The 23,958-nt window shown below is 66.3% G+C and carries 28 protein-coding genes; 15 read left to right on the top strand and 13 right to left on the bottom strand.

Features of this window, described 5'->3' with window-relative positions:
• Positions 1 to 313: 313 nt before the first annotated feature.
• Together EDF42_RS07605 and EDF42_RS07600 are read right to left on the bottom strand one after the other, a co-directional pair.
• Positions 314 to 562 (bottom strand): hypothetical protein, encoded by a 249-nt coding sequence (locus EDF42_RS07605; RefSeq protein ID WP_123293744.1) that lies wholly within the window; start codon positions 560 to 562, stop codon positions 314 to 316.
• 86 nt (positions 563 to 648) lie between these two features.
• A complete protein-coding gene (locus tag EDF42_RS07600; RefSeq protein ID WP_123293745.1) occupies positions 649 to 1,002 on the bottom strand; it encodes a metalloregulator ArsR/SmtB family transcription factor in 354 nt (117 codons plus the stop codon).
• 116 nt (positions 1,003 to 1,118) lie between these two features.
• On the opposite strand from EDF42_RS07600, the gene EDF42_RS07595 reads away from it, so the two are divergent.
• From EDF42_RS07595 to EDF42_RS07570, 6 genes are all read left to right on the top strand, one after another.
• Positions 1,119 to 2,522, top strand: coding sequence for an FAD-dependent oxidoreductase (locus EDF42_RS07595; protein WP_123671921.1), 1,404 nt, complete (start codon positions 1,119 to 1,121; stop codon positions 2,520 to 2,522).
• The gene (locus tag EDF42_RS07590) at positions 2,522 to 3,925 is read left to right on the top strand and encodes an arsenic transporter (protein WP_185040820.1); all 1,404 of its coding nucleotides are present in this window, start codon (positions 2,522 to 2,524) and stop codon (positions 3,923 to 3,925) included. Before EDF42_RS07595 ends, EDF42_RS07590 begins: the two co-directional genes overlap by 1 nt.
• Before the next feature lie 20 nt (positions 3,926 to 3,945).
• On the top strand, positions 3,946 to 4,362 hold the full coding sequence (locus tag EDF42_RS07585) for an arsenate reductase ArsC (RefSeq protein WP_123293748.1): 417 nt from the start codon (positions 3,946 to 3,948) through the stop codon (positions 4,360 to 4,362).
• A 21-nt stretch (positions 4,363 to 4,383) separates the two neighbouring features.
• On the top strand, positions 4,384 to 5,781 hold the full coding sequence (locus EDF42_RS07580) for an FAD-dependent oxidoreductase (RefSeq protein ID WP_123293749.1): 1,398 nt from the start codon (positions 4,384 to 4,386) through the stop codon (positions 5,779 to 5,781).
• Positions 5,782 to 5,795: 14 nt separating this feature from the next.
• Positions 5,796 to 6,191: a low molecular weight phosphatase family protein gene (locus tag EDF42_RS07575; protein WP_123293750.1), complete on the top strand. Its 396-nt coding sequence runs from the start codon at positions 5,796 to 5,798 to the stop codon at positions 6,189 to 6,191.
• Between the two features lie 286 nt (positions 6,192 to 6,477).
• On the top strand, positions 6,478 to 6,750 hold the full coding sequence (locus tag EDF42_RS07570; RefSeq protein ID WP_148067650.1) for a hypothetical protein: 273 nt from the start codon (positions 6,478 to 6,480) through the stop codon (positions 6,748 to 6,750).
• A 658-nt stretch (positions 6,751 to 7,408) separates the two neighbouring features.
• Here the strand turns inward: EDF42_RS07570 and EDF42_RS18885 are convergent.
• The 7 genes from EDF42_RS18885 to EDF42_RS07540 all read right to left on the bottom strand — a co-directional run bounded on the left by EDF42_RS18885 (position 7,409) and on the right by EDF42_RS07540 (position 11,718).
• Complete coding sequence (locus tag EDF42_RS18885; RefSeq protein ID WP_159573340.1) at positions 7,409 to 7,969, bottom strand: HIRAN domain-containing protein; 561 nt, start codon at positions 7,967 to 7,969, stop codon at positions 7,409 to 7,411.
• Positions 7,970 to 8,046: 77 nt separating this feature from the next.
• Positions 8,047 to 8,613 (bottom strand): hypothetical protein, encoded by a 567-nt coding sequence (locus tag EDF42_RS18880; RefSeq protein ID WP_159573339.1) that lies wholly within the window; start codon positions 8,611 to 8,613, stop codon positions 8,047 to 8,049.
• Positions 8,614 to 8,629: 16 nt separating this feature from the next.
• Positions 8,630 to 9,664, bottom strand: coding sequence for a hypothetical protein (locus EDF42_RS07560; protein WP_123671919.1), 1,035 nt, complete (start codon positions 9,662 to 9,664; stop codon positions 8,630 to 8,632).
• Positions 9,664 to 9,915: a hypothetical protein gene (locus tag EDF42_RS07555; protein WP_123654325.1), complete on the bottom strand. Its 252-nt coding sequence runs from the start codon at positions 9,913 to 9,915 to the stop codon at positions 9,664 to 9,666. Before EDF42_RS07555 ends, EDF42_RS07560 begins: the two co-directional genes overlap by 1 nt.
• The gene (locus EDF42_RS07550; protein WP_123654324.1) at positions 9,912 to 10,790 is read right to left on the bottom strand and encodes an antitoxin VbhA family protein; all 879 of its coding nucleotides are present in this window, start codon (positions 10,788 to 10,790) and stop codon (positions 9,912 to 9,914) included. Before EDF42_RS07550 ends, EDF42_RS07555 begins: the two co-directional genes overlap by 4 nt.
• Before the next feature lie 34 nt (positions 10,791 to 10,824).
• The gene (locus EDF42_RS07545) at positions 10,825 to 11,076 is read right to left on the bottom strand and encodes a hypothetical protein (protein WP_148067648.1); all 252 of its coding nucleotides are present in this window, start codon (positions 11,074 to 11,076) and stop codon (positions 10,825 to 10,827) included.
• A 141-nt stretch (positions 11,077 to 11,217) separates the two neighbouring features.
• Entirely contained in the window at positions 11,218 to 11,718 is a 501-nt protein-coding gene (locus tag EDF42_RS07540) for a hypothetical protein (protein WP_123293756.1), read from the bottom strand.
• A gap of 513 nt (positions 11,719 to 12,231) precedes the next feature.
• On the opposite strand from EDF42_RS07540, the gene EDF42_RS07535 reads away from it, so the two are divergent.
• Entirely contained in the window at positions 12,232 to 13,005 is a 774-nt protein-coding gene (locus EDF42_RS07535; protein ID WP_123654322.1) for a hypothetical protein, read from the top strand.
• Positions 13,006 to 13,158: 153 nt separating this feature from the next.
• Here EDF42_RS07535 and EDF42_RS07530 read toward each other — a convergent pair whose 3' ends face one another.
• Together EDF42_RS07530 and EDF42_RS07525 are read right to left on the bottom strand one after the other, a co-directional pair.
• Positions 13,159 to 13,890, bottom strand: a complete 732-nt coding sequence (locus EDF42_RS07530) for a hypothetical protein (RefSeq protein ID WP_123293758.1) — start codon at positions 13,888 to 13,890, stop codon at positions 13,159 to 13,161.
• A 141-nt stretch (positions 13,891 to 14,031) separates the two neighbouring features.
• Positions 14,032 to 14,715 carry a hypothetical protein gene (locus tag EDF42_RS07525; RefSeq protein ID WP_123293759.1) on the bottom strand — a complete coding sequence of 228 codons (684 nt, stop codon included), beginning with the start codon at positions 14,713 to 14,715 and terminating at the stop codon, positions 14,032 to 14,034.
• Positions 14,716 to 14,876: 161 nt separating this feature from the next.
• On the opposite strand from EDF42_RS07525, the gene EDF42_RS07520 reads away from it, so the two are divergent.
• On the top strand, positions 14,877 to 16,775 hold the full coding sequence (locus EDF42_RS07520) for a DUF2510 domain-containing protein (protein ID WP_159573613.1): 1,899 nt from the start codon (positions 14,877 to 14,879) through the stop codon (positions 16,773 to 16,775).
• Between the two features lie 219 nt (positions 16,776 to 16,994).
• Here EDF42_RS07520 and EDF42_RS18875 read toward each other — a convergent pair whose 3' ends face one another.
• The gene (locus EDF42_RS18875) at positions 16,995 to 17,168 is read right to left on the bottom strand and encodes a hypothetical protein (RefSeq protein ID WP_159573614.1); all 174 of its coding nucleotides are present in this window, start codon (positions 17,166 to 17,168) and stop codon (positions 16,995 to 16,997) included.
• Between the two features lie 62 nt (positions 17,169 to 17,230).
• Positions 17,231 to 17,515, bottom strand: coding sequence for a DUF3892 domain-containing protein (locus tag EDF42_RS07515; protein WP_123654320.1), 285 nt, complete (start codon positions 17,513 to 17,515; stop codon positions 17,231 to 17,233).
• Positions 17,516 to 17,789: 274 nt separating this feature from the next.
• Between EDF42_RS07515 and EDF42_RS07510 the strand changes: the two genes are divergently transcribed.
• The 7 genes from EDF42_RS07510 to EDF42_RS07480 all read left to right on the top strand — a co-directional run bounded on the left by EDF42_RS07510 (position 17,790) and on the right by EDF42_RS07480 (position 23,854).
• Positions 17,790 to 18,158 (top strand): helix-turn-helix domain-containing protein, encoded by a 369-nt coding sequence (locus EDF42_RS07510; RefSeq protein WP_123654319.1) that lies wholly within the window; start codon positions 17,790 to 17,792, stop codon positions 18,156 to 18,158.
• 2 nt (positions 18,159 to 18,160) lie between these two features.
• Entirely contained in the window at positions 18,161 to 18,739 is a 579-nt protein-coding gene (locus tag EDF42_RS07505) for an ImmA/IrrE family metallo-endopeptidase (RefSeq protein ID WP_123654318.1), read from the top strand.
• A 351-nt stretch (positions 18,740 to 19,090) separates the two neighbouring features.
• Entirely contained in the window at positions 19,091 to 19,297 is a 207-nt protein-coding gene (locus tag EDF42_RS07500) for a hypothetical protein (RefSeq protein WP_123293764.1), read from the top strand.
• Positions 19,294 to 19,551: a hypothetical protein gene (locus EDF42_RS07495; protein WP_123293765.1), complete on the top strand. Its 258-nt coding sequence runs from the start codon at positions 19,294 to 19,296 to the stop codon at positions 19,549 to 19,551. Before EDF42_RS07500 ends, EDF42_RS07495 begins: the two co-directional genes overlap by 4 nt.
• 111 nt (positions 19,552 to 19,662) lie before the next feature.
• Positions 19,663 to 20,835: a sensor histidine kinase gene (locus EDF42_RS07490; RefSeq protein WP_131921197.1), complete on the top strand. Its 1,173-nt coding sequence runs from the start codon at positions 19,663 to 19,665 to the stop codon at positions 20,833 to 20,835.
• Entirely contained in the window at positions 20,832 to 21,491 is a 660-nt protein-coding gene (locus tag EDF42_RS07485; RefSeq protein ID WP_123293767.1) for a response regulator transcription factor, read from the top strand. The genes EDF42_RS07490 and EDF42_RS07485 overlap by 4 nt, the downstream gene beginning before the upstream one ends.
• A 152-nt stretch (positions 21,492 to 21,643) precedes the next feature.
• Positions 21,644 to 23,854, top strand: coding sequence for an MMPL family transporter (locus EDF42_RS07480; RefSeq protein ID WP_123340196.1), 2,211 nt, complete (start codon positions 21,644 to 21,646; stop codon positions 23,852 to 23,854).
• Positions 23,855 to 23,958: the final 104 nt, after the last annotated feature.

Raw genomic sequence — 23,958 nt, 5'->3', positions numbered from 1 at the left:
CGCTGGTGGACTTGGCGGCTCACGGCATCCGTGCGTAGGAGCGGAGAAGCTGCGCCAGACCGAGGGGCGATTCACCCTCATTCTGGGCATGAAAAAAGCCGGCCCCAAGTGGGTCCGGCTGATGAGGCAGTTCTGCTGCGTGGTAGCGCGCGTCGCGGGTGACCGCAACTCCGGAAGGAGATGCACTTCACCCGAGCGTCTCGATGGTACGGCCAGAAGCTGGCATGAAGAAAGCCGACCCAGTGGGGATCGGCTTTTGGGCGCACACGCTCGACGCGGGTTCAGCGTACTGCCGAAACGGACAGGCCTGCAACTACGCGGATCCGAGCGGCTGGCTATCGTCGGGCTCTTCGGGCGGCTGGCTCTTGAAGCGCGAGTCTCGGCGGGCGACAAGTCGTCGTCGGTACTCGGCCAGGAACGGGCCTCTCTGCACGTACACGGTTCCGTTCACCTTGACGGCGAGCACCCCTGCGTCGATGTAGCGGTTGAACGTGCGCGCGGTGATGCCGATGTGGCGGCAAGCGCGTTCCTTGGTCCACCACTCTTCGTCGTCTGGGAGCACGGGGGGTTCCAGTCCTACGCGCCGGCGTCGACCGCGCCGTCATTCACGGGCACCACTGACGGCACCCGTGGCGATGCCATGTCGGGCTACTTCGTCGGGGCGGTGATCAGCCCGGCGAGGGTGTCCAAGGCGCCGGGGACTAGGGAGAAGTACGCCCAGGTGCCGCGCTTCTCGCGGTGGAGGATCCCGGCGTCGACGAGGACCTTGAGATGGTGTGACACGGTCGGCTGGGACAGGCCGAGCGGTTCCTGCAGGTCGCACACGCACGCCTCGGCGCCGTCGTGCGCGGCGACCATCGAGATCAGCCGGAGCCGCGCCGGGTCGGCGATCGCCTTGAGCGACTTCGCCAGGACCTCAGCGGACGCCTGGTCCATCGGCTCGGTGGTGACTGGCGAGCAGCACGCGGTGACGTCCTGGATGGGAAGCAGCTCGATCGTCATGGGCTCATCCTCCCACGGACTTCGACACGCGTCTATATTTGCGTTCATCGATATCGACGTGCTTCGATGTACGCGCCGTCTTTCGGCTCCCGCTCGATCCTTGAAGGACCAGCCTGATGACTCACCTCCTCGCCGTCGGCGGCAGCGACGCCGGCATCGCCGCCGCGCTCCGCGCCCGTGAACTCGACCCGTCGACGGATGTGACGGTGGTGCTCGCGGACGAGTTCCCGAACTTCTCCATCTGCGGCATCCCGTACTGGGTGTCCGGCGACGTCGCCACGGAAGCGTCCCTCGCGCACCGCACCCGTGCTGATCTCGAGGCCGCCGGCATGACCGTCCGCTCCTCCACCTGGGCCTCGAGTGTCGACGTCGACGGGCGCCGCCTCACCGTCACCGGCCCCACCGGGGACGAGGAGATCGCGTACGACGAGCTGCTGATCGGCACGGGCGCGGAACCGGTCCGTCCGGCCGGCGTGCCGTTCGGGGAACCGGGCATCCACCTGCTGCACTCCATGACTGACGCCGAGCAGGTCGTTGCTGCCCTCGAGCTGCTGCCGGCGGGGAGCCGGGTCGCGGTCGTCGGTGCCGGCTACATCGGCCTGGAGATGACCGAAGGGCTCGTCGCCCGTGGGTTCGACACCACGCTGATCCAGCGCGGCCCGGAAGTGCTCTCCACCCTCGACCCAGAACTCGGCTCCCTCGTCACCGCCGAGGTCCGCCGCCACGGCGCGACCGTGCTGACCGGTTCCACCGTCACCGGGATCACCCCGGCAGGCGGTGGGCAGTGGCGCGTCGCCACCGGCTCCGCGTCTGGTGACACGGAGGGCACGTTCGCGCTGGTGGTCGTCTGCGTCGGCGTCCGCCCGGTCACGGATCTCGCCGTCGCCGCCGGAGCGCAGCTCGGCCAGGCCGGCGCGATCGTCGTCGACGCGTCCATGCGGACCGGTGTGCCGCATGTGTGGGCTGCTGGCGACTGCGTCGTGACGCACCACCGCCTCCTCGGCACCACCTGGTTGCCCCTCGGGACGACCGCGCACAAGCAGGGCCGCGTCGCCGGGGAGAACATGCTCGGCGGCTCGAAGACGTTCGCCGGGTCGGTGGGGACGCAGGTGGTGAAGGTGTTCGACCTCGTCGCCGCCCGCACCGGCCTCCGCCAGCACGAGACCGGCCCACTGGACGTGTCGCCGCTGACGCGGGTGACGGTCGCGGATGACCACAAGCGGTACTACCCGGGCGCCGTCCCGCTGACGATCAGCGTCACCGGCGACCAGGCCACCGGGCGGCTCCTCGGTGCGCAGATCGTCGGGCAGCGGACCGCGGAGATCAGCAAGCGCATCGACACGTTCGCCACCGCCCTCCACGCGGAGCTCACCGTGGACGACGTCATCGATCTTGACCTCAGTTACACGCCGCCGCTCGGGTCCCCGTGGGACGCTGTGCAGGTCGCCGCGCAGGGCTGGGAACGCGCCGCCGCAGCGGCGAACCAGGCTGCAGTGAATCAGGCTGGGGTGAGCGCCTGATGGTGCTGGCTGTGGTCGCTGCGGCGATCTTCGTCGCGACGCTCGTGGTGGTGATCTGGCAGCCCAAGGGGTTCCCGATCGGCTACACCGCGCTCATCGGCGCCGTCGTCGCCCTCGCCACCACTGTCGTTGGCCTCTCCGACGTCCCGACAGTGGTCGGGATCGTGTGGAACGCGACGCTGACGTTCGTCGCGGTGGTGCTGATCTCGTTGATCCTCGACGAGGCCGGGTTCTTCGAGTGGGCGGCCCTCCACGTCGCCCGTTGGGGCCGCGGCAACGGACGGCTGCTGTTCGTCCTCATCGTGGGCCTCGGCGCCGTCATCGCCGCGGTGTTCGCCAACGACGGTGCCGCGTTGATCCTCACCCCGATCGTCGTCGGGATGCTCCGAGCCCTGAACATGCCGCAGAAGGCAGCGCTGGGGTTCATCCTCGCCACCGGGTTCATCGCCGACACCGGCAGTCTGCCGTTTGTGGTGTCGAACCTGGTCAACATCGTCTCCGCCGACTACTTCCACCTCGGCTTCGCCGAGTACGCCGCCGTCATGATCCCCGTCGGCATCGTCTCGGTCCTGGCGTCCCTCGGCATGCTGCTGGCCTACTTCGGCAGGAGCATCCCGAAGCGGTATGACGTCCTCGCCCTCACTAACCCCGCCGCCGCGGTGAAGGACCGAGCGACGTTCCGCGCCGGCTGGGTCGTCCTGGCACTGCTGCTCGTCGGCTACTTCGCCGCCGACCCACTCGGCGTCCCCCTCGCAGCCGTCGCCGGTGTCGGTGCCGTCGTGATCGTGCTCGTTGCCGCCCGGCAGCCTGCATTCCTCTTCGCCCGCACTGCGTCTGCACCGGTCCTCGTTACCACCGGCGGCACCGCCACCGTCCGTGCCGCTGGTGGCGGAGCAGGGGCGCCGTCGGGGCGGGTGATTCCGGTGTGGAAGACGATCCGGGAGGCGCCGTGGCAGATCGTGCTGTTCTCCATCGGCATGTACCTCGTCGTCTACGGCCTCCAGAACCAGGGCCTCACCGACCACCTCGCGACGCTGTTCGACGTGTTCGGTGACCACGGGGTCCTCGTCACCGCGCTCGGCGTCGGGTTCACCATCGCGATCCTCGCGTCCCTGATGAACAACATGCCCACCGTCCTCATCGCCGCTCTCGCCATCAGCGGTGCCGGAGCGACCGGGCTGACGCACGACGTGATGGTCTACGCCAACGTGATCGGCTCCGACCTCGGCCCGAAGATCACCCCCATCGGCTCCCTCGCAACGCTGCTGTGGCTGCACGTGCTGGAGAAGAAGGGCATCCACATCGGGTGGGGGCAGTACTTCCGCACCGGCATCGTCCTCACCATCCCCGTCCTCGCCATCACCCTCGCCGCCCTCGCCGGCTGGCTCACCCTCATCCACTGAACCCGGAAAGACACACACCCATGAGTGACAAGCCCACGATCCTGTTCGTCTGCGTCCACAACGCCGGCCGCTCCCAGATGGCCGCCGGCTACGCCCAGGCCCTCGGCGGCGACCGCGTCGAGGTCCTCTCCGCAGGCAGTGAGCCGAAGGACCAGATCAACCCGATCGCGATCCAAGCGATGGCCGAAGACGGCATCGACATCGCCGGCAACCAGCCGAAGATCCTCACCACCGACGCCGTCCGCGACTCCGACGCCGTCATCACGATGGGCTGCGGCGACGCGTGCCCGATCTTCCCCGGAAAGCGGTACGAGGACTGGGACCTCACCGACCCCGCCGGCCGCGGCATCGACGACGTCCGACCCATCCGCGACGACATCAAGCACCGCGTCCAGACGCTCCTCGCCGAGCTGCTGCCCACCGAAGCAACCGCGTAACCGACAAGGAAGCCGCAGACCATGACGCTCACCCTCACCGTCCCACTCCGCACCGACGCGGACCGCCTCGCCGGGCTCCCCGTTGCCGTCATCGGTGCCGGCCCCGTCGGCCTCGCTGCCGCCGCGCACCTCCTCGAGCAGGGGCTCGACGTCGTCGTCTACGAAGCTGGCCCGACGGTTGGGACCAGCGTCCGCGCCTGGGGGCACACTCGCCTGTTCTCCCCGTGGCAATACGTCATCGACCCTGCCGCTCAGCGTCTCCTGGAAGCCACCGGCTGGGAAACGCCCCGGGCGTCATCGCTGCCCACAGGTCACGACCTTGTCGACACGTACCTGGCACCCCTAGCTGCGACCCCGCAGCTCGCACCGGTGATCCAGTACGGCACCCGCGTGGAAGCCGTGTCACGGCACGGCATGGACCGAACCCGCTCCACCGGCCGCGCCGACACCCCATTCCTGCTCCGCCTCCACACCGCCCACGGGACACACGACGTCACCGCGCGTGCGGTCGTCGACACCTCCGGCACCTACACGTCCCCGAACCCCCTCACCGCCGCTGGGCTTGCACCTGCCGCGGACCTCGGCGACCGGGTCGTCCACGCGCTGCCTGACGTCCTCGGCGCAGACCGGGACCGGTTCGCCGGTCGTCGGGTCCTCGTCGTCGGTGCCGGCCACTCCGCGGCAAACACACTCATCAAGCTCGCCAGCCTCGCCAAGACCGCGCCGGGTACCGACGTGCTCTGGGCGATTCGTAACCCGGGCACCGCCCGGCTCGGAGCGGACGCCGCCGACGGGCTCGCTGCCCGCGGGCAGCTCGGCTCCACCGTCCACGGGCTCGTCGAGTCCGGTCAGGTGCAGCAGATCGCGTCGTTCGAGATCGACGACGTCCGACCCGATGGCGACCAGGTCACCGTCACCGGCCGACGTGCCGGAGAGCCGTTCGAGGTGAGGGTCGACGTGATCGTGAACGCGACCGGGTTCCGACCCGACCTCGACATGCTCCGCGAGATCCGCCTCGGCCTCGACGACATCGTCGAAGCACCACGAGCCCTCGCACCACTGATCGACCCGAACCTGCACTCCTGCGGCTCTGTTCCCCCGCACGGTGTCGCGGAGCTTGCGCACCCTGAGCCGAACTTCTTCATCGCCGGCATGAAGTCCTACGGCCGCGCACCCACGTTCCTGCTCCTCACCGGCTACGAGCAGGTCCGCTCCATCGCCGCCGAACTCGCCGGAGACCACACCGGAGCCCGACAGCTCGAACTCGTCCTCCCCGAAACGGGTGTCTGCTCCACCGACATCGGTGGCAGCTCCTGCTGCACCACCCCGGCCGCCACTGCCACTCCCGCAGCTGAGGACGCTGCCTGCTGCACTCCGCCTGACTCGGCTACCGGCAACACCTCGTGCTGCACCAACTGACCGAACCTGCGTCCATGACCACGAAGCCCACTGTCCTGTTCATCTGCAAGCACAACGCCGGCCGCTCCCAGCTCGGCGCAGCACTCCTCGAACTCGCCGCACCCGACCGGTACACGGCCACCTCCGCCGGCATCAGCCCAGCCGACGAGTTGAACCCCTCGATCGCCGCGACCGTGGACGAGCTCGGCCTCGACATCACCGGACGCATACCCCGGCGCGTGACGCCCGACCTACTCGAACAGGCGGACATCGTCGTCCTTATGAAGCCCGGCCTTGAGCTGCCTGCAGAACCACGCGGCACGGTCCTGGAGTGGTCGTTCCCTGACCCGACCTCCTGGTCGCCAGACGACGTGCGACCGATGCGGGACGCCGTCGCGGAACGCATCGAGCGAGAGCTCCTGCAGCCGTAGCAACCGGCCAACCCGACACGGAGCGAAGTCCGACTCACGACACGGAGCAAAGCTGCTCACACCATAGGTCATCCACGTTTGCAGACTGACGAGGTGCGGTGACGTTCACTCCGTCCCGACAGCCGGTCGTTGGCTGGGCACTTCGCTGACTCGGGGCGGTGAGCCGTTCCGTCCTACGTGGCGCCGGGCAGCTCCGTCGCACATAGGTGGTCCGGAACGAATCTCAGTAAGGGCGCGTCATACGGCCGCATTCCAAGCGTCGGTGCCTGTTCGTACGATCCGTGTCGTGGGTCGTCGTCGTTCGAATCGTTGGGTGCCGCCGCAGCCGTTCTCGCTTGAGGAAGAGGCGCGAGGCGAGGAGGTGCGGGAGCTTGAGCAGCCGATGCCGGTGTACGCCTGGTTCCAGCTGCCGGACAGGCTTATTCGCCGAGATGATGCGGTCGCTCGAAGCATGACTCGTGATGCGGTCTGGGTGGAAGCGGGTCGCGGCGAGACGAAGCTGACGGCATGGGTGTTGCGGAGTGCGGTGCGGCATCGAGCCGAGGAGCGGTCGAGCTGATCCGCACTGTCAAACGCTGAATAGCGTGCAGCGACGTCCCACAAGTACTTGCCGCGCCTCGTCGGTGAGCAGGGAGGTCGAACCCTCCGAGGCGACGCTCCACGTGTTTCGCCCCGGTTCAACGACGGCGAAGGGTTGCGCGTCGGCGTAGATGGCGAGGACCGTTCTATCTGGCGCTGTGCGGCCGAGATCGAGAAGCAGCTCACCGCGCCAGGTGGGTACTCGGGCGGTGTAGCTGTATGGACCGTCGGGTGCGTTGTCGGGTAGATCGAACAAGCGGTCAGAGCCTGTCCCCACGAGCACCGCGTGGGCGGCGGAGCGTCCGAGGAGATCGGCGATGTCGAACAGTGCGTCGCTGACGAAGGGGGCGGTTTAGAAAGGCACTCCACCAGTGCGGACGTCCATGGTGCTCCGTGCGGAGGAGGACGAAGCGAGCGTTGTCGCGAGTCTCGCTGACCACGAGGACGCTACCGACGGTCATCTGTGCGAGGAGTTCTGCGGCGCCGGTCAGCGTGAGGGGCTTGGCTGCGGTCTCCGCGTTGAAGCGCGAGTTCTCAAGCGAGTTGTCAGTCACATGGGGAGCTATGCGGCGAAGTCCGATGCCCGTCAAGCGGCCCCTTACGGAGTGTGGCGGATCGCGTTCGCAGGGCGCCCCTGGTCAGGGGGATTCCCGTTTGACGGGTGGGTGGCCGCGGACGCCGGCGATGTTCGGCAGGTGAACGAAGAGCGAGATCCGGTCGGTTGGTGGTTCGCCGCGAACGCGGAACGCTGCCGCGCCGATGCGGTCAAGCTCTGGTGCGAACAGGCGTGCCTTGGCTGCGGAGATGTGGCCGACTTTTCGTGTGGCGTCCCAGACGGCGACGGCGTTGTTGTCATGTCGGTTCCGTGGTTCGCGCACGAGCCAGTACTCGTGCCCGCCGACGGAGTGGCGGTGCCGGTCCGGCACGTAGGCGAAGGTGCCCTTGACTCGGAACCGGGAAGCGGCCAGCGACGTGAGGTCCTCGGCGTCGCTGAAGTCGGGGTGACGCTCCCGACGTTCTTGTGCTGCCGCTTGCAGCGTTGCAGCGGGCGCCCCGGTCGCTACCTTCGGCTTCGCTGGCTGCGAGGTCGTGTCCGGCGGGGTGGATGAAAGCGGAGCCCGTTTCGATTGGTGCCGGAGCGCGCGGACGGCGAAGTACGCGATCACCAATGCGCATAGGACGACGAGCAAGGCAGCCACGATCGAAGCGTACGGACGCTTTCGACTCGGCTGCAATGCCCCACTCGAGGGCACGTCTCCCCGGTTGCCCCAATCGGCTACCCGTCGATCGGTGTCCGCAAGTGTTGATTCAACGCCGCGTCCAGTTCTCGCGGCAGCCACAGGAACCCGGGCGCCTGATTCGGGGCCTCGGGGACCGCATGCAGTGCTGGAACGAGCTGAGTGATGGCGTCGTTGACCGTGACGACCTGCGCCTCGTATACGTCGGCCTGGTACCAGCGCGGCCCGACTCGGGTCCGGGCGCCACCGTCTGGTCGTGCGGTGACGGGCCAGCACGACCACCGCCACTGGTAACCGACTCTGGAGACATCGCCGCAGACGTACACGCGGTCGGCCCAGCCGAGGACTTCGAAGGTGTTGACGCTGCCGAACGTGCCGGCGTCGTCGAGGTCGAAGGTGCGCATGATCGCCGCCCACGGGTTCTGCGGGGTGCGTGCACGGACGATGTCCTTCGCCTGCTGCAGGTTGTTGAGCGGCTCCCATGCTGTGCGGGTGTCGTTGTCGCGGTACCAGAACTCCTCCTCGGCCTCCGCGTCCGGGGCCAGCAGTAGGGAGGGCAGGAGCTCGAGGGCTCCTGACGCTGCCAGCGTGTTGTCGATCCTCATCTCGGTTTGGTGTTGGTCACGATGGAAGATTCCAGCGGAGGTCGTAGACAGTGTCGGCGAGGAACTGGAGCCGGTTGCGGATGTCGTGGAGGGCTTTGTTGTCGTCGTCGTTGCGGGTGTCGGCGCGGAGGAGTGTGTTGGCGGTGATGAAGTCGTCCGTGTGGTTGCTGTACCCGGCTGCTTTCGCGGTGGGGAAGATGGTGGGGTCGGCGGGGATGATGAGTTCGGTGCCGGCGTAGTCGTGGTCTTCGGGTTCGAAGCCGAGTCCGGGCATGTCGATCTCGGCCGGGGCGTAGGCGACGAGGCGGAACGGCGGCGGAACGTGGTCGGGCCGGAACCGGGATGCGTCGCGTTCGGTCGCCCACCTGCCCGACATCAGGCAGCCCGCACCGATCAGAACTTCTGCTTGATGCTGAATCGGCAACGCTGACCGCCACCTCGCGCGGATTTCACCCACCCCGGGATAGCACGCGATCGAAAAGTCCACGAGGCCGCCGACCTGACGGGATTCCCATCCGATGCTGGCCCTGTGCACGCGTTTGCCAAGTCGTGCGAGTGCGTCATCCACCTGCCCCGGCATGAATCCTCCACGTTCGACAAGTTCGTCGAAGGTGGCCCCGTTCACGGCGAGCATCCGTGCCACAGCGAACGTGATGTAGATCGGGGCGGCGTCCTTCCACCGATCCCAGCTACCCAACCGCTGCTTCCCGTCTGCCCAAACGCGCCGTCGCTCGACGTCAACGAGGAGGACGTTCGCGTTCTGTTCCGCGAGCGCGATCAGCGACGGTGACAGCACCCGCGGCACCAGCAGGATCAGTTCAGAGTCGTCGTGCTGTTCGGTGCGGGGGTTCTTAGTGGCGGTGTGAAGGCGCGCTCGGCGTCCGTCGGCGAGGCGGAGCATGTCGTACGACTCCACGACCGCGTGCAGGCGGGCGAGGGCGAGGACTCCGAGGGCGTCGGTGAGGTCCGCGGTCTCGCCGAGCCCGTACGGGAGGGTGATCTGCGGTCGTCCGGCCCAGGCGTCGGCGACCCATTGCAGTGCTGGGCCCATCAGCGGCGCTCTTCTGGGGTGTCGGGTCGGATGAGGGCGATGAGCCAGCGGGCTTCGGTGAGGAACGGCTCCCACCCGTCGCGGGTGTCACCGTGTGCGGGTTCACAGCGGTAGCCGCCGTCGCTGTCGGTGCTACTGACGAGGACCTGCCGGAGCTCGGAGTCCGGTGGGTCCCGGAAGTACATGTGTCCGTGGGTGCCGGCCATGTCGAACGCGACGGTGAGCAGGAACAGCTCCGGTCGGGTGGTCACCACCGCCACCGCCGTCCGCGGAACAAGGCGATGACGGTGGCGACGGGCCGTCCTTGCTGCATCCAGGCCAACGGTGTCAGGGGCACGTCGTCGACGCTGAGGAACTGCCGGGGTGTGGTCATGAACTCGGTCATCGCGGCCGCGTCGAGTAGCCGCTGCGGCGCTGCCGCGAAGAGGACGTCAAGCCCCGGCAGGAGACTGGCCGGGTCGCCGAACTCGGGGAGGGCGGGTTGGACGATCTGCCAGGTGGGGATTCGTTCTTCGCCGTCGAGGTCGAAGCTGGTCAGCAGGTTCGACCCGAACAATTCACCGACCTCATCAACGCTGATCTGCAGCGCGGCGGCGGCTTCCGCTTCCGTGAGAGTCGCTTCCAGCAGGTGCCGACGGATGCGCGCCTGCGTCGCCCGCCACCACTCCTCGGGCACGTCAGCACCATCAGCAGGAGCGGCACCGGGTGCGCCTGCGATCTGTCGGCCTTGGTCGGTGTAGGCCTGGAGCTGGTCGATGCTGATCTCACCGCGGGCGTACATCCACAACTGGCCTTGCCAGGGCATGTCGTCCGGGAACCCTTCGAGGTAGCCGGAGTGGATGACTTCCCGGACCGCTTTTTCCCGCTTCGCGATCTCGGAGGCGGGGATGAGCAGGGTTTGGACGATGCGGTTCGCTTCGCGTGTTGCGGGGATGGTCAGGTCGGTGAGATGCCGCCGGTTCCGGTCAACGAGCTCGTAACCGGGCTCTTTGTCGCTGTGTTCAATCATGATCCGCGCCATCGACGCTGCCGGGTCGTCGGTGTCCTCGAGGAGGACATGCCCCCAGAGGATCCGGTCGTTCGAGAGGTGTAGGGAAACCAGACGCATCATCAGCAGTACCTCCAAGAAATCGTCAACAGGCGAGCGGGACCGGGGCAGGTCAGCTGGCCGGTGGGTTGGGTCGGGTTCGGCCGATGCGTTCCGGCTGCTCGGTGAGGATGAACCGCATCAGGCGCTCCGTTTCCGCCATCGCCGCGACCGACACGTCGCTCCCGGTCGGGTCGGTGGTGGTGAGGCGGAACCAGGGCTCCTCGTCCGAGTGGTCGACCAGAACCGTCGCCCACGGCCCATCCGGATCGTTCGAGTCAGTGAAGATGGCGGCGCCGAAAAACCGGACGTCGTCGAACGCCAACGTCAGAGACACCAACTGCAACCTCACGGACGGCTCTCGTTTGCTTCGTCGGTCATTGGACGTGCAACCAGCGGAGGTCATAAGTGGCGTCTGCGCGGAAGCAGCAGCTGCCGCAAGGGCGCCGGCTGCGGTGCTCGACGGTCAGACATCGCGGGCCAGCCGCGGATCGTCCTCCGCCAGCCGTTCCAAGCCAAGCCCAGACGCTTCGAGAATCGCGTCCTCAGACTCTTCCGTCGCGACGAAGGACCCGATCTGCGCGTTAGCGGCGACAAGAACCTCGATACGGCTCCGGGCATCCAGCACCACTGCGGCAACTTCCTCGTCGCTGCAGTCGGAGGTGAATTCCGGCTTCGACGGGTGCAGGGCTGGGAACTCGAGCTGCTGTACCGGTGGGTGCCACTTCACGCCGACGCGGAGCACGCGGCCGTCGGCGTCGCTGCGGTAGAACATGGACCCGAACGGGTGGCCCATGTCGAGGGTGAGGTCCGCTCCGTACAACGTCCACCCCGCGGCGGCGTAAGTCGGGTCCCAACGCTGCACGATGAGGGCACCGATGCCCATCTCGAGTCCAGGGACGAGGGCTTGGTCGTCGCGGACGTCGGCGTAGAGCTCCTGCAGGTTCGGGGGACTTTGGTCGCGCATGCTCGACAGCGGGATACGCGCTACGGTGCGAACGGCTGCACGGCCTGGCCGCTTCCCGGGACCCGAGCCCATGTCGGGGGAGTTTCCGCTCATCGGCCGGCGCTCTTGCCAGCGGTGGCAGCCGGGCGGCGACGGTACCGGAGCGTCGTCAGGACGCAGACGGTGGGGGGTGCGACGTGAAGCATGTCGAGGACGCTACGAGAGCGCTCCGTTCTTCGCAGCCGTTTCGGCCGCTCTGAGTCCGGCAGCAGGAAAGCTGACGAGCTTCAGCGGGAGTCGCGGTGCTGCGCCATGGCTTCTGGCGCGTCGTCGGTGGCGAGCCGCGTTGACCCCACTTCGCGGGGCATGACGGGTCCCGTCGGCGCCATTTTGTCCCGCGAACGAGGGTCTTTCGCCGATTTTCGGCTCTGCTGGTGCTCGCGAACAGGATTTCAGCCCCGCTCCCGGACGCGCTCTGGCATAGGGCTGACATCGGCGGAGAACCACTCCGCCCCAACTCGGAAGACCCCAGCCATGAACTCCAACAAGTACAACACCGTCACCTCGATCGCCTTCTGCACGCGCACGACCCCGCACCGCCATAGCATGCTGGAGCTGCAGCAGCTCCGCATCGCACGGCACCGGGCCGGCCAGCGCGGCCAGCAGAAGATCACCTGCCCGATGATCCGTCAGTGGCGAGGCGAGTTCGAGGACATGTACGAGGTGCGGACCGAGCCGGAACCGGTCGAGGTGTCGCGCACGAGCGAGGCCGACCTGCGCGTCAGTCGACGGGTGGAGGCCGACGTGCAGGTCAGCAGCGTGCTCCTCCGCTGGCACTGCACCGAGTGGCCTGTGGTGACCATCCGCACCTGCGGGGAGACCGACCTCGACGGCGAAGCGCCGATCCCGGCACCGGCGCCCGCACCGAACGACCCCATCTGCGGCGGATACGCGCACCGCCTCGACGCCACCCAGCTCCCACCGACCCGCCAGTACGACTACCAGGGGTACGACAAGCACCGTTCCGACCGCGCCACCGCCCTCCAGCGCGCCGCCGAGCGGTGGTTCGACGCAGCCTTCGCTCCCACCGTGCAGACGGTTCCGCGACGCGCCGGCCAGCGAGTGGCCTTCGACGCGACGAACATCCGCCTCACCGCAGCCCGGTACAGCCCGCAGCAGTCGAACGACGACGCTGGCTGGGACGAGAAGACCCCGTCGCCGGTCCGTCGGCAGTCCGCGTGGGAGGTCGAGTACGCCGTCATGACCCGCCACACCTCCGAGTCGAGTTTCCTCGGCTCTGTCCGCTGAATCGCTTTTCCCGAACGCGAGTCACCGCCGGAAGAAGGGAACACCAACAAGCAGCACGCTTCATCAGGTCATCGAAAGCGCCGTCCACCACAGGTGGGCGGCGCTTTCGTCGTATCGGAGGCGCTTCAGAAGGCAGCGGGCGAGGCGCTCGCGTCAGCGATCGCCGTCAGAGACGCTCTTGGAGCGTCGGTGGCTGTCGTTCCAGCCGGGGATGTTGGCGTCAAGCCATCGCCTTTGGTCGGTGGTTCGTGGTCGGTCCTTTTGGAACCGCAGCCACTGCAGTGCGTTGACGCCGCAGATAACGACGGTGCGATCCGGGCGGCGTCCGTCATGCCTGTCCATCCAGGTCGCGACTGCGTCAGCGATCTCAGACCATGTAGCTCTCGTTGCCGCGACGTTCCATCCGGGCACGTGCTCGTCGAGCCATTGGCCCCGCTTCACCTGCATGGCTCCTTCGCCCCGCTTCTGATCAATCTCCCGTTGGAAGACGAGCCACGTGCCGAGGGAATATCCGTCCACTACCTCACGGGTATGCGGAAAACGGTCGTTCGTGCGAACGAACTTCTGTAGCGTTTCGGCCTGTCGATTCCACAGCTGCTCGCTCGGGGACAGTTCCCACTCGGGCACCCATGTCTCGAGGTAGTACTGCCGAGCTGGATGCAAGGTTTCGCCGGTCCTGGCCTTGCCGAGCCGCCGCTGCTTGTCGAGCCACGCGCCGATCTTCAACCCCCGCGAGACGGTGGTATGCGGTGGGAGAAGCTTCTTCTTCTCGACGTAGTCGCGGACTTCCTCCGCATGCTCGAACCAGGTGTGTCCGAACTCCTCAGGGCCGTCCCAATCCTCTCGGGGGATTTCATCGCGATTCCGGGGTCGTTCGTTTCGCATGCAGCGACTCTTCCGAACCCGCGTTGCTGATCGAAAGCCGACTCGCCCGATGCCCCCCGTACTGGGTCGGCGATTCAAACTTCGGGCCCGGCTATGTCCGCGTCGCACACTTAGGAGGGCACGCGCGGAAGGATGGCATCATCAGCCCTCTTCGCTGGTCTCGCTGTCGGAGTCGTGTGGCGCCTCGGACTCGGCGCCCAGTATCTCGAGGTTGCCGGTGGCCTCACCGTCGATGGTGATCTGCCGCGGGTGAGAACCCAATTCCGTGAGTGCGTGCTGCGCTTCCTCGGTGAATCGGTTGACGTTCTGGCGGCTTTGCAGCAGTCGAAGCTTGGCGTCGCTCGCCTCCGCCCATCCCTGTCGCCACCCCGCGACGAGCCGCGGGATCGCGCTGCTCACGCGCTCGGGATGCTTGAGGACATACATGAACAGCGAGGCCGCACCGCCAGCGCTGGCCACGCCTGCGCCGACGTGCACCCATGCGAGCAGGTCCAACGGGGAGCCGGCGGACATCCGGCGCACCGCAAGACCAGGCAGGTCATCGTTTGAGCCTGGCTCGACGGCTCGGATGCAGGCGTCCCAGAGGCTCGAGAGAGCGAGGATGGTCAGCCCCGCATCCCGCGCGGTCCACTCTGGGCGATCGATGCGAACGGCGATCTGCAAGCCATCTACGGGTCGAAGCCAGTGATCGATCTCGAGTCCATCGAGTCGACGCACGTTGAGGTGCTCGTTCGCCAAAGCAAGCCACTCCAACGAGTAAATGCGCTCGTCACGACGCCCGAGGTTGAGCCACTGCGGCTCCGGGAGTGTGCCGGCAGCGATCATGGCTCGCACTCCGTCTGGTTTCACGCCGAGCAGCCGGGCTACGACACTGGTCGACAGATGTGTCGGGTCATCTCGACGAGTCGTTGTCACACGCGGACGCTAACCTCATGCGATGGCCAGGTGAGGAAGACTCGCCCCATAACGAGAAGGAAAATCTCATCGTGACCGACGACGTGCCCGTGATCAGCTGCCGGGATCATGTCGACCGGGCCCCTTCTCCGGATTCTGGTCGGAACTCGCGGGGAGGGACACCACGCTTCAGAGCAGATCTCCTCGTGCAGGGCCTCGCAACCAAGAAGCTGCGGACCACAGGGGAGAGCTGGTTCACGAGCTGGCGGCGACGCCAACAGGGGTTTGCGGACGGGCAATTCCGTCTGGTACCCGAAGAAGGCAACCCTGCAGACGCGACGGCAGTAGGGGTATGGCTCGACGACGAACAAGTTGCCTACATCTATGGAGACGATGCAGAGCGGTACACGGCGGCGCTCACGCATGTCGGTTGCAATCTCCTGGTCAACGCGGTGCAAACGGAGGACGGGCTCGAGCTTCGAGTCGAGGCACCGGCACCTCGCGCACTCAAGAAGCTCCTCCGAACCGCCGATCCGTCAACGTTCGTTCCCTTGCCGGCGCCAGTATCGATCGCCGCCGGCCCTCGTGCAGGTCATGACATGCGTCGCTACCCTGCGCCCGTAGGGGACTACTCGCTGCCGCCATCCGTTTGGTGGCCAATAACGGGCGGGCGCCGTTCGGGCGGCACGACGGCGGACAGTCCGGGGGCCGTCTCCACCTGCCCGCTGTGCCTCAATCCGATGGATCAGACGACAGCACGAAGAGTGAACGCAACTCGGAACAAGACCGCCGCCCGAATGATCTGCCCAGAGTGCTTCATCGAAATCGGCCCCGGCGAACGACCCAGAGGCGTCGAACTGACGCCAGACCAGATCGTCGCGAGCATGAAGCAATACCACGCGGTCACCGGCGCCATCCCTCGGCAGGGGGGCTCGGGCTACGCGTTCCTTGATAAGTACCCGAGAAGCGCATCGCCGGAGGAGCTCCTTGCCTTCCTTCGCCTCATCTGGGACTGGCCAGATCGCTCGACAGTCAACGAGGTGTTCGGCAGCTGGCATGGAGCGCTCGCAGCATCTGGCGTACTCGGCGACGGCACAGAACGCATGAGCCGCGGCGTGCGATCCATCGCCAACGACGGACATCTCTGCCTGTCCTACGGGGAACGAACAATCGACGACTGGCTCCACAAACAAGGCATCGCCCACACCCGCGAACCCTCCTACCCCGGCACGAACTACCGCGGTGACTTCCTCGTCGGCGACCTCATCATCGAGTATCTGGGGCTACACGGCGACCCCGACTACGACGCTCGCTTCGCCGCGAAACGCAGGGCAGCCAAACGAGCAGGTCTCGACATCTTCGAAATCACACCGCGAACGCTCGGCGACTGGGACACGCTCGCACTCCGGCTAGCCCGACGGCCAGCGCGCTGGGCACCGACAGCGACGCCTGTCTCACCCGCTCCCACTGCCGAGCCACTCACGCCGGTACCCGAAGGACCGACCGGTGCCCCTGGCTGGCGGACCGACCCGCTCAACGCTTCCGGGCGGCGATACTTCGACGGATCTGCCTGGACCCATCACACGCTGGACCGATCGGGTGAGTGGCACGCGCACACCCCGCTCGGCGACGCCGCTCGCAGCGCAGCGCAGGCGTGGGTACGGCACGAACGACCCATGCGAGAAGCGCCCGAGGCCGCGCTCGGGAAGCTCGGCACGCATCCCGACGGGCTGGCGTTCTGGCTCGCGGCGATCGACGAGCACGAGAACGGCGGCCAGGCACGAGCTGCCGACTCAGCAACAGCGCCCGCCTACAGAGGCTTCATCCGCTACCTCGAGAGGGACGGCGCGGCGATGATGGCAGCGATGGACCGATGTGCACGATTTGACCGAGCCGGCAGCAGAACGCTTAACGACCGCGCGCTGCACATCTTCCACCAAGCCGGCGTCCGCCCCGACTTCGCTGCCGCCGGGCTGACCTTCCACGCCTGACAACGGTCTAACGCAACGGACGCAATGAGCGTTATCGGCGCTTACCACGTCGTCGTAGCATCTGAAGCGACGCGCCTGACGATCAACTGAGCTAAGCGTCGCGTGGCAACTGGGCCTGTCTCCAGACCGGCGGCTTGTTCCCGTCTCAGCCTCCTCAGTGACTTCGAGTGATTCGGACTCGACCCCCTGGACCTCACGCCGTGAGCTCGATGTACGGAGTTAACGACGCCGTCGATGAATGCGCCGGGTGGCGATGCTGAGGGTGCCAACGCAAGCGATGGCGAGCGCCGCAACCGGGTGTGACTGCGCGGTCAGGGCGAGTGCGTTCACAAGCGCGACAACGCCGGCCGTGAAGCCCGCGAGGAAGGCGGAGACGATATCGGTGGGTTCCATGCTGCCTTTCTGTAGAGGGCCCGCATGAGGACCGACCGCCCGGGCGATCGGTCCTCATGCGGTCAGCCCTCGGGGAGGTTCTCGAGGTTGTCGAGTTGGGAGCTGTTGGGGTTCGTCTTGATGTAGGGGCTCGCGAGGCAGGTTCCTCGCGGGCAGTAGTGGACGGTGGTGATGGTTGCGGAGTGGCCGCCGGCGCTGGTGCGCCAGGTGTTACCGGCGTTGATGCTTGCGACCACCTGACCTCGGGTCCAGTGGGTGTTCGTGTTGGTGATGACTCCCTCGAGGTGTCGGTGGGCGCCATCTGCGGAGAGTTCCTTGCGAACTCGGGTCACGGTGTACGTGCTCATCGATGCTCCTGTTCGGTGTCGCTGACGAGGGTGCTACTTGGACTTCTTGGACTTGGACGTCGATTCGTTGGTCGTCGTGTTCGGGTGACGACGAACCGTGGACTGCTTCACGAAGCGGCCGGTGATGGCGCTGCGTCCTCGCTTTCCTGTCATGTGTTCACCTCCTTGGTTCGGTGTTCGTTCGGTGGGTCGATATTAGATCACCTGCGCATCGGATGTCGAGCGCTGTGGCGAGTTTCGTTCATGGAGAGCCGCAACGAGGCATACTGGTCACGTGCCGAGGACAACCGTCGATCCCGTTGCGCTCTACGAAGCGCTCGATGCTGCGCGCAGCGCCAAGGGCATGTCTTGGCGCGGTGTCGCCCTGGAGATGGGCGTCAGCCCTTCTCTGCTCTCAAGACTTCGGCAGGGCCAGCGGCCGGACGCGAACGGGTTCGCGACCGTAGTGTCGTGGCTTGGGGTCGACGCTGAGCAGTTTTTCGTCGCGGAGGATGCTGGCGTGCCGCTCCGTCCGGGCGAAGTCGAGCTCATGGCGAAGGTGGCTCCGCTTCTGAGGGCTGACAAGGATCTGCAGGACGAGGACGTGCAGTTCATCACCAACGTGATCAATGCCGCTGTGACGAGGGCGAAAGCGTCCAAGTAGCGATGCGGCGGGGGTTCAAGACTGAGGCGAAGGGGCTCGCTCTCGAGATCAGGCGTGAGCTAGGGCTCGACGCGTTCATGGTGCTAAACCCATGGGGGCTGGCAGATCAATGGGGGATCGAGGTCTGCGGTGTGAGTGAGCTGGCGCTTGACGAGAAGGACCTGGAACGGGCGCGTCGACCGCGTGCGTCCTTCTCCGGGCTAGTCACTGAGATCGAGCACAAGCAGCTAATCGTGGAGAACGACTTCCACGGCCTTCCAAGGCGTCGATCCACGGTCAGCCACGAGATGAGCCACATCATCCTCGAGCACGAGCATCCCGCTGTGGTGACCTTCGACCGAACGTGCGGAGCTGGCGCTGAGCAGGAAGAGGAAGCAGATTGGCTTGCGGGCGAGCTTCTCGTACCGTGGGACGCTGCGCTCAGGCAGGCCTGGCGGAATGCCACGGACGACGACGTGGCGAGGCGCTACCAAGTCAGTGTGCCGCAAGCCCGTCGCCGCATGAATCAGTCCGGAGTGCGGCGCCTCGTGGTTCGCTCGAGGCAGAAACGCGCGGCTTCGACCGGGGCAGCACCGTTTTGAACGCCGGGCTCGCCTCCAACCCGTGGAACGGATCCCCGAAACCCGTGGAACGCCCGTCAGCACTGGGATCCGCGATCCGCCCCAGCACTGGCATCCGCGAATAGACCGAACACCTCGCCGAGGGCGTTCGGCCTTCGTGCCACGCCACTCGTCGGACCTGCACTCAGACCGTGAACTCTCCGCCGGTGACTCTGTCGAAGTCGGTGGGGTCGAGATCAGGGGGTAGACGGGGTCGCGGGAGCCGTCTACTCCATCTGCAGTAGGCGATCGAGTCTTGCCGGACGACGACCAGCCGCCGTCCGGCGCTGAGGATGAACTCATCGGGGCTAGACCCTGCACAAAGGAGTCATCATGACCGCGATCCAGTCCGCCACACCGTCAACTGTGCAACGCATCCGTCCCGCTGAGGGTGCCGTGGCGCGCACTGCCCGAGTTCCCAAGCTGGTCGCCTGGGGGACACTCATGACCGTTTCCGAGGTGGTCCGGTTCGCCGGATTCATGGTTGTGCTCGTCGCCATGGGTGTCGAGAAGCTCGCTGTGACGGTGATCTCGCGATGACGATGAGCTTCGGCCGCTCCGATGCGGAATCCGTACTGCTGCGACAGACCGTCCGCCCGGACGATCTCTTCTTGCAGGACACCGTTCCGATCGACATGACTGCCGTGCTGCTCGAGTACCCGAAATCCGTAGAACCCGCGGAACCCGCGGAACCCGCGGAGCGCCGAGCGTCAGAGCGAGAGACCACGGCGCGCGACACCATCTCAGCCACCCCGGTCTCCGACGAACGCGAGGCTGCCGTTGGCGATCGGTGAACGGTCCGGCGCGCGGCGGTGAACAGGGCTCAGAGGACGACATCGTCCGAACATCCGAGGCATGTGACGTCTGCAGGCCGCGCGCCGATCTTCTCCAGGCACAATCAAACCGTGAACGACGAACCTCAGCGACCTGAGATCGAGTCGCCCCGATGGCTGCGTGCGCAGCGCGCGGTACCTCGCTCCATGCCGTACATCAGCGTCACGGCGATGCTGGTCGAGATCGCCACCGCGATCATTCTCGGCGGGTCGTTCCTCGGATACACGGGAGCCGTGGTCTGCGCGGTCGGTGCCGTAGTGGCACGTCGGCGACCTCACGTCGGCATCGGGGCAGTCCTCCTGGGGACCGCACTGGCAACACTGGGGCACCGTGACGCCCTCGCTGAGTTCACGGTGGTGGCATTCACGTTGTTCGCCATCACGGCTACCGGCACCCCGGCGTTCCGAACGACGTTGCTGTCGGCGGGAGTGGTTGCCGGGATCGTCGCCGCAAGCGGCTACCTCGACCACGGTCGGGTTGTCCAGTGGGACGGAGCTGCGGGAGTTCTGAGCGTCGTCGCGGCAGGCGCCATCGGATCGGCGTTGTTCCAGCAGTACAGGTCCTGGGAGGCGTTGCGAGCACGTGCCGAGGACGCGATCGTCACCCGAGACATTGAGGCAACTCGCCGAGTCGCTGAGGAGCGCATCCGTATCGCTCGTGATCTCCACGACATCATCGGACACCAGACCGCGGTCGTGAACATGCATCTCGGGGCGATTGCCGTATCCGGGCTGGCGACTGACTCACGGACTGCCGCATCCGTCGAGGCCGCACAGACCGCCACGCAACGCATCCTCGCAGAAACCCAGCACACCCTGCGGGTTCTCCGCGCAGACGAGCACGCAGCCGCGGCATCGAGCCCGCTGCCGAACCTCCAGGACATGGCCGCGCTTGTTCGATCGTTCTCCGAGATCGGTCTCGACGTCGACGCGCAGATCCCAACTCCCTTGCCGAAAACCTCGGACGCGGTGGGCGTGACCGTCTACCGAGTCGTGCAAGAGGCGCTCACGAACGCTCATCGATACGGCGCCGGCGAGGCAGCACTCACGCTCCACGCTGCCGCCGGTGCGCTGCACGTGGAGGTGACGAACCCAACCCGACCGGACGCATCGAATGTTCACGGAACGGGGTTCGGCATCATGGGCATGCAGGAGCGCGTCAAATCTGTTGGTGGCACCGTTCGGATTGACGTCGACGATGACGTGTTCGCAGTGTTCGTGACCATCCCCGAGGAGCAAGCATGACCTGTCGCGTACTACTCGTCGACGACCAGGAGATGATCCTTCTAGGTCTCCGAGCCATCATCGATTCCAGCCCGGACTTCGCTGTCGTGGCCGAAGCATCCGATGGATTCGAGGCCCTACGGATTCTCGACCACGAGGCCGTAGACCTGATCGTGATGGACGTACGGATGCCTGGGATCGACGGAGTCGAGACAACCCGACGGGTACGAGCGACACGATCAGCGCAGCAACTCCCGATCATCGTCCTCACCACCTTCGAGGACGACGCCGTGGTTCTCGACGCACTCCAGGCCGGTGCCAACGGGTTCCTCGGCAAAGGCGTCGGCCCAGCCGCGCTCCTCGAGCGACTCCGGCAAACGGTGCAGGGTGATGCAGTGCTTTCCCCAGCTGCGTCGAGCGCGGTCGTGGGACACGTCCAAACTGGTCCCCGACGACCAGTCGACGCCGAACTCGCACAGCGCTTCGCAGCGCTGACGCCCCGCGAACTCGACGTCGTCATCGCCGTCGCCGCGGGCGGTGACAATGAGCAGATCGCCGCAGCGATGTTCGTCTCACCCTTCACCGTCAAGACTCACGCCACCCGCGCGATGGCGAAGGTCGCAGCGCGCGACCGCGCTCAGCTCGTCGCCTTCGCCTACCGCGCTGGACTCGTCTGACCCTCCGGACATCGGAGCGTCATCTACTGCAGATGAAGTAGGAACGGCGCTTCGCACGGACGACGCCCCGACGACTGCGTCACCCGAGGATTGAGACATCAACTGCCGGCCCGAGTTCCTCCAGGGCGGCACCTCATTCTTCAGGAGCACTCATGCCGAAGTTCCTCGCGGCTGTCGGGCGATTCAGCGCCAGACACCGCTTGATCGTGATCGCAGCTTGGCTGCTGATCATCGCCGTCTTCACCGGAATCACCGCCACATCAGCTGACCTCGGCGGCGGGAAGACCACTGCCCCTGACACCCCCGCGTCCAAGGCGCTGGACACACTCCAAGACAAGTTCCCGGGCATGAAATCCTCCGGCTCGGAGGCAAAGACCCTGCAGCTGGTGATGGAAGGCCGCAACGGCGCCAACATCACGGACGCCGATTCCGTGTCCCGAGTCACTCGCATCGTGGACGCCGCGGGGGACCTCCCGCACGTGGAGTCCGTGACCTCCCCGTTCGACGAGCAGCAGCCCTACGTGTCAAAGGACCAGACCACCGCCGTGTCCACGCTGACGTTCAGCGGCATCACGGACAGCAACGCTGAGAAGACCTACGACAAGGTCCTCTCCTTCGTTCACTCGCACGACGCAGATCTTCGCATCGAAGTTGGCGGGCAGATCGCCGAGGACAGCTACCCGATCGGCGGAGCCGGGGAGATCGTCGGCCTCCTGGTTGCGTTTCTGATCCTCTTCCTGACCTTCGGATCGCTCATCACCGCCGGCGCCAACATGCTTGTCGCCCTCAGCGGCGTCGGAGCAGGCATCCTCGGCGTGCTCGCATGGTCGGCAATCCACCCTCTCGACACCACCGTGATCAGTTTGCCAGGCATGCTCGGCCTCGCGGTCGGCATCGATTACTCGCTCTTCATCCTCACACGTTTCCGCGCTGAGCTTCGTGCCGGCCGCAAGGTCGAGGACGCCGTCGCTCACGCCACGGGCACGGCCGGCACAGCCGTCGTCTTCGCTGGCCTCACCGTGATCATCGCGCTCGTCGGCTTGGTCGTCACTCGGATCAGCACCATCGAGGACATGGGCTTCGCAGGAGCCTTCGCAATCGCGATCGCCGTGCTCGCAGCCCTCACCCTCTTGCCGGTCATCCTGCGGAGCCTCGGCCTTCGCGCCCTGCCGAAGAAGGACCGCGAAACGCTCCGCGCCGGCGGAACGATCGACGTCGCCCCGAAGAAGCGTTCGTTCCTGCGCAGCTGGGGAACGGCGAACACCCGGCACCCCCTGCTCATGCTCATCGGAGGCGTTGCAGTTCTCGCCATCGTTGCGATCCCGCTGTTCAGCATGAAGACCGCCGCAAACATCCCGGGCGGCTCGAACCCGGACTCCACACAGCGCCACGCGTACAACCTCATCGTGGACAAGTTCGGTGGCACGCAGTCACCGCTCCTCGTCCTCGCCGAAGGCAACGACGTTCAGGACAAGGCTCCTGACGTGCAGAACGCGCTCGATGACCTCGCTCACGTTCGGATGGTCACCCCTGCCCAGATCGACACCTCCGGTGACACGGCCCTGTTCACCGTCATCCCGAACGGCAGCCCGATCGACGACGGCACGAAGGACCTTGTCCACGACATCCGCGACCAAGCCGATTCTGTCGGTGGTGTGCACCTCGAAGTGACCGGCGAAACTGCAATCGGTCTCGACACGACCGCACAGATGAACAAGGCACTGATCCAGTACGTCGTCGTGATCGTCGTCTTGTCGTTCCTGCTGCTGGTCGTGATGTTCCGGTCGCTCCTCGTACCGCTGTTCGCGACCCTCGGCTACCTGCTGTCGTTGGGTGCCGCACTCGGTGCACTCACTGCGGTGTTCCAGTGGAAGTGGCTGGACTTCATCATCGCCGCACCCCAGGGCGACCCCCTCGGCAGCATTCTCCCCATCATCCTCGTCGGCGTCCTCTTCGGACTCGCCATGGACTACCAGGTCTTCCTCGTCTCCAGGATCCGCGAAGAGTACGTCTCCGGGCTCCGGCCCAAGGAAGCCATCCTCGCGGGCTTCAGCAAGTCCGGCCCGGTGATCGTCGCCGCAGCCCTGATCATGGCCTTCGTGTTCGGCGGCTTCGCGTCGAGCGAGATGACGTTCGCGTCGGAGACCGCGTTCGGACTCCTGATCGGCGTGCTAGCGGATGCGTTCATCGTCCGCATGGTCCTGATGCCGGCGCTCCTGGCGTTGGCCGGACGCGCCGCATGGTGGATGCCGAAGTGGCTGGAGCGAATCGTGCCGAATCTCGACACCGAGGGTCACAGCCTGACCGAGGACGAAACGGCTGCCAACACTGAGCCGCAGCGAGAGGCGATCAAGGCCTCCTGACATTCCCGACAGCGGGGGTATCGACGAATCTTTCGTCGGTACCCCCGCTGTCGTCTGCCTGCGACTGACCGGCAGGTCCCATTCGCGCACAGCCCAACGAGCGC

Source organism: Curtobacterium sp. PhB172, from assembly GCF_003752545.1.
Classification (GTDB): Bacteria; Actinomycetota; Actinomycetes; order Actinomycetales; family Microbacteriaceae; genus Curtobacterium.
Note: the sequence above shows the minus strand (reverse complement) of the source record. Positions and strands in the feature narration are given on the sequence as shown.

Coding starts and splice junctions, on each gene's coding strand:
- EDF42_RS07600 (WP_123293745.1), bottom strand. CDS start 1,002: ATGACGATCGAGCTGCTTCCCATCCAGGACGTCACCGCGTGCTGCTCG.
- EDF42_RS07595 (WP_123671921.1), top strand. CDS start 1,119: ATGACTCACCTCCTCGCCGTCGGCGGCAGCGACGCCGGCATCGCCGCC.
- EDF42_RS07590 (WP_185040820.1), top strand. CDS start 2,522: ATGGTGCTGGCTGTGGTCGCTGCGGCGATCTTCGTCGCGACGCTCGTG.
- EDF42_RS07585 (WP_123293748.1), top strand. CDS start 3,946: ATGAGTGACAAGCCCACGATCCTGTTCGTCTGCGTCCACAACGCCGGC.
- EDF42_RS07580 (WP_123293749.1), top strand. CDS start 4,384: ATGACGCTCACCCTCACCGTCCCACTCCGCACCGACGCGGACCGCCTC.
- EDF42_RS07575 (WP_123293750.1), top strand. CDS start 5,796: ATGACCACGAAGCCCACTGTCCTGTTCATCTGCAAGCACAACGCCGGC.
- EDF42_RS18880 (WP_159573339.1), bottom strand. CDS start 8,613: ATGAGGATCGACAACACGCTGGCAGCGTCAGGAGCCCTCGAGCTCCTG.
- EDF42_RS07560 (WP_123671919.1), bottom strand. CDS start 9,664: ATGGGCCCAGCACTGCAATGGGTCGCCGACGCCTGGGCCGGACGACCG.
- EDF42_RS07540 (WP_123293756.1), bottom strand. CDS start 11,718: ATGCGCGACCAAAGTCCCCCGAACCTGCAGGAGCTCTACGCCGACGTC.
- EDF42_RS07535 (WP_123654322.1), top strand. CDS start 12,232: ATGAACTCCAACAAGTACAACACCGTCACCTCGATCGCCTTCTGCACG.
- EDF42_RS07530 (WP_123293758.1), bottom strand. CDS start 13,890: ATGCGAAACGAACGACCCCGGAATCGCGATGAAATCCCCCGAGAGGAT.
- EDF42_RS07525 (WP_123293759.1), bottom strand. CDS start 14,715: ATGATCGCTGCCGGCACACTCCCGGAGCCGCAGTGGCTCAACCTCGGG.
- EDF42_RS18875 (WP_159573614.1), bottom strand. CDS start 17,168: ATGGAACCCACCGATATCGTCTCCGCCTTCCTCGCGGGCTTCACGGCC.
- EDF42_RS07515 (WP_123654320.1), bottom strand. CDS start 17,515: ATGAGCACGTACACCGTGACCCGAGTTCGCAAGGAACTCTCCGCAGAT.
- EDF42_RS07505 (WP_123654318.1), top strand. CDS start 18,161: ATGCGGCGGGGGTTCAAGACTGAGGCGAAGGGGCTCGCTCTCGAGATC.
- EDF42_RS07500 (WP_123293764.1), top strand. CDS start 19,091: ATGACCGCGATCCAGTCCGCCACACCGTCAACTGTGCAACGCATCCGT.
- EDF42_RS07495 (WP_123293765.1), top strand. CDS start 19,294: ATGACGATGAGCTTCGGCCGCTCCGATGCGGAATCCGTACTGCTGCGA.
- EDF42_RS07485 (WP_123293767.1), top strand. CDS start 20,832: ATGACCTGTCGCGTACTACTCGTCGACGACCAGGAGATGATCCTTCTA.
- EDF42_RS07480 (WP_123340196.1), top strand. CDS start 21,644: ATGCCGAAGTTCCTCGCGGCTGTCGGGCGATTCAGCGCCAGACACCGC.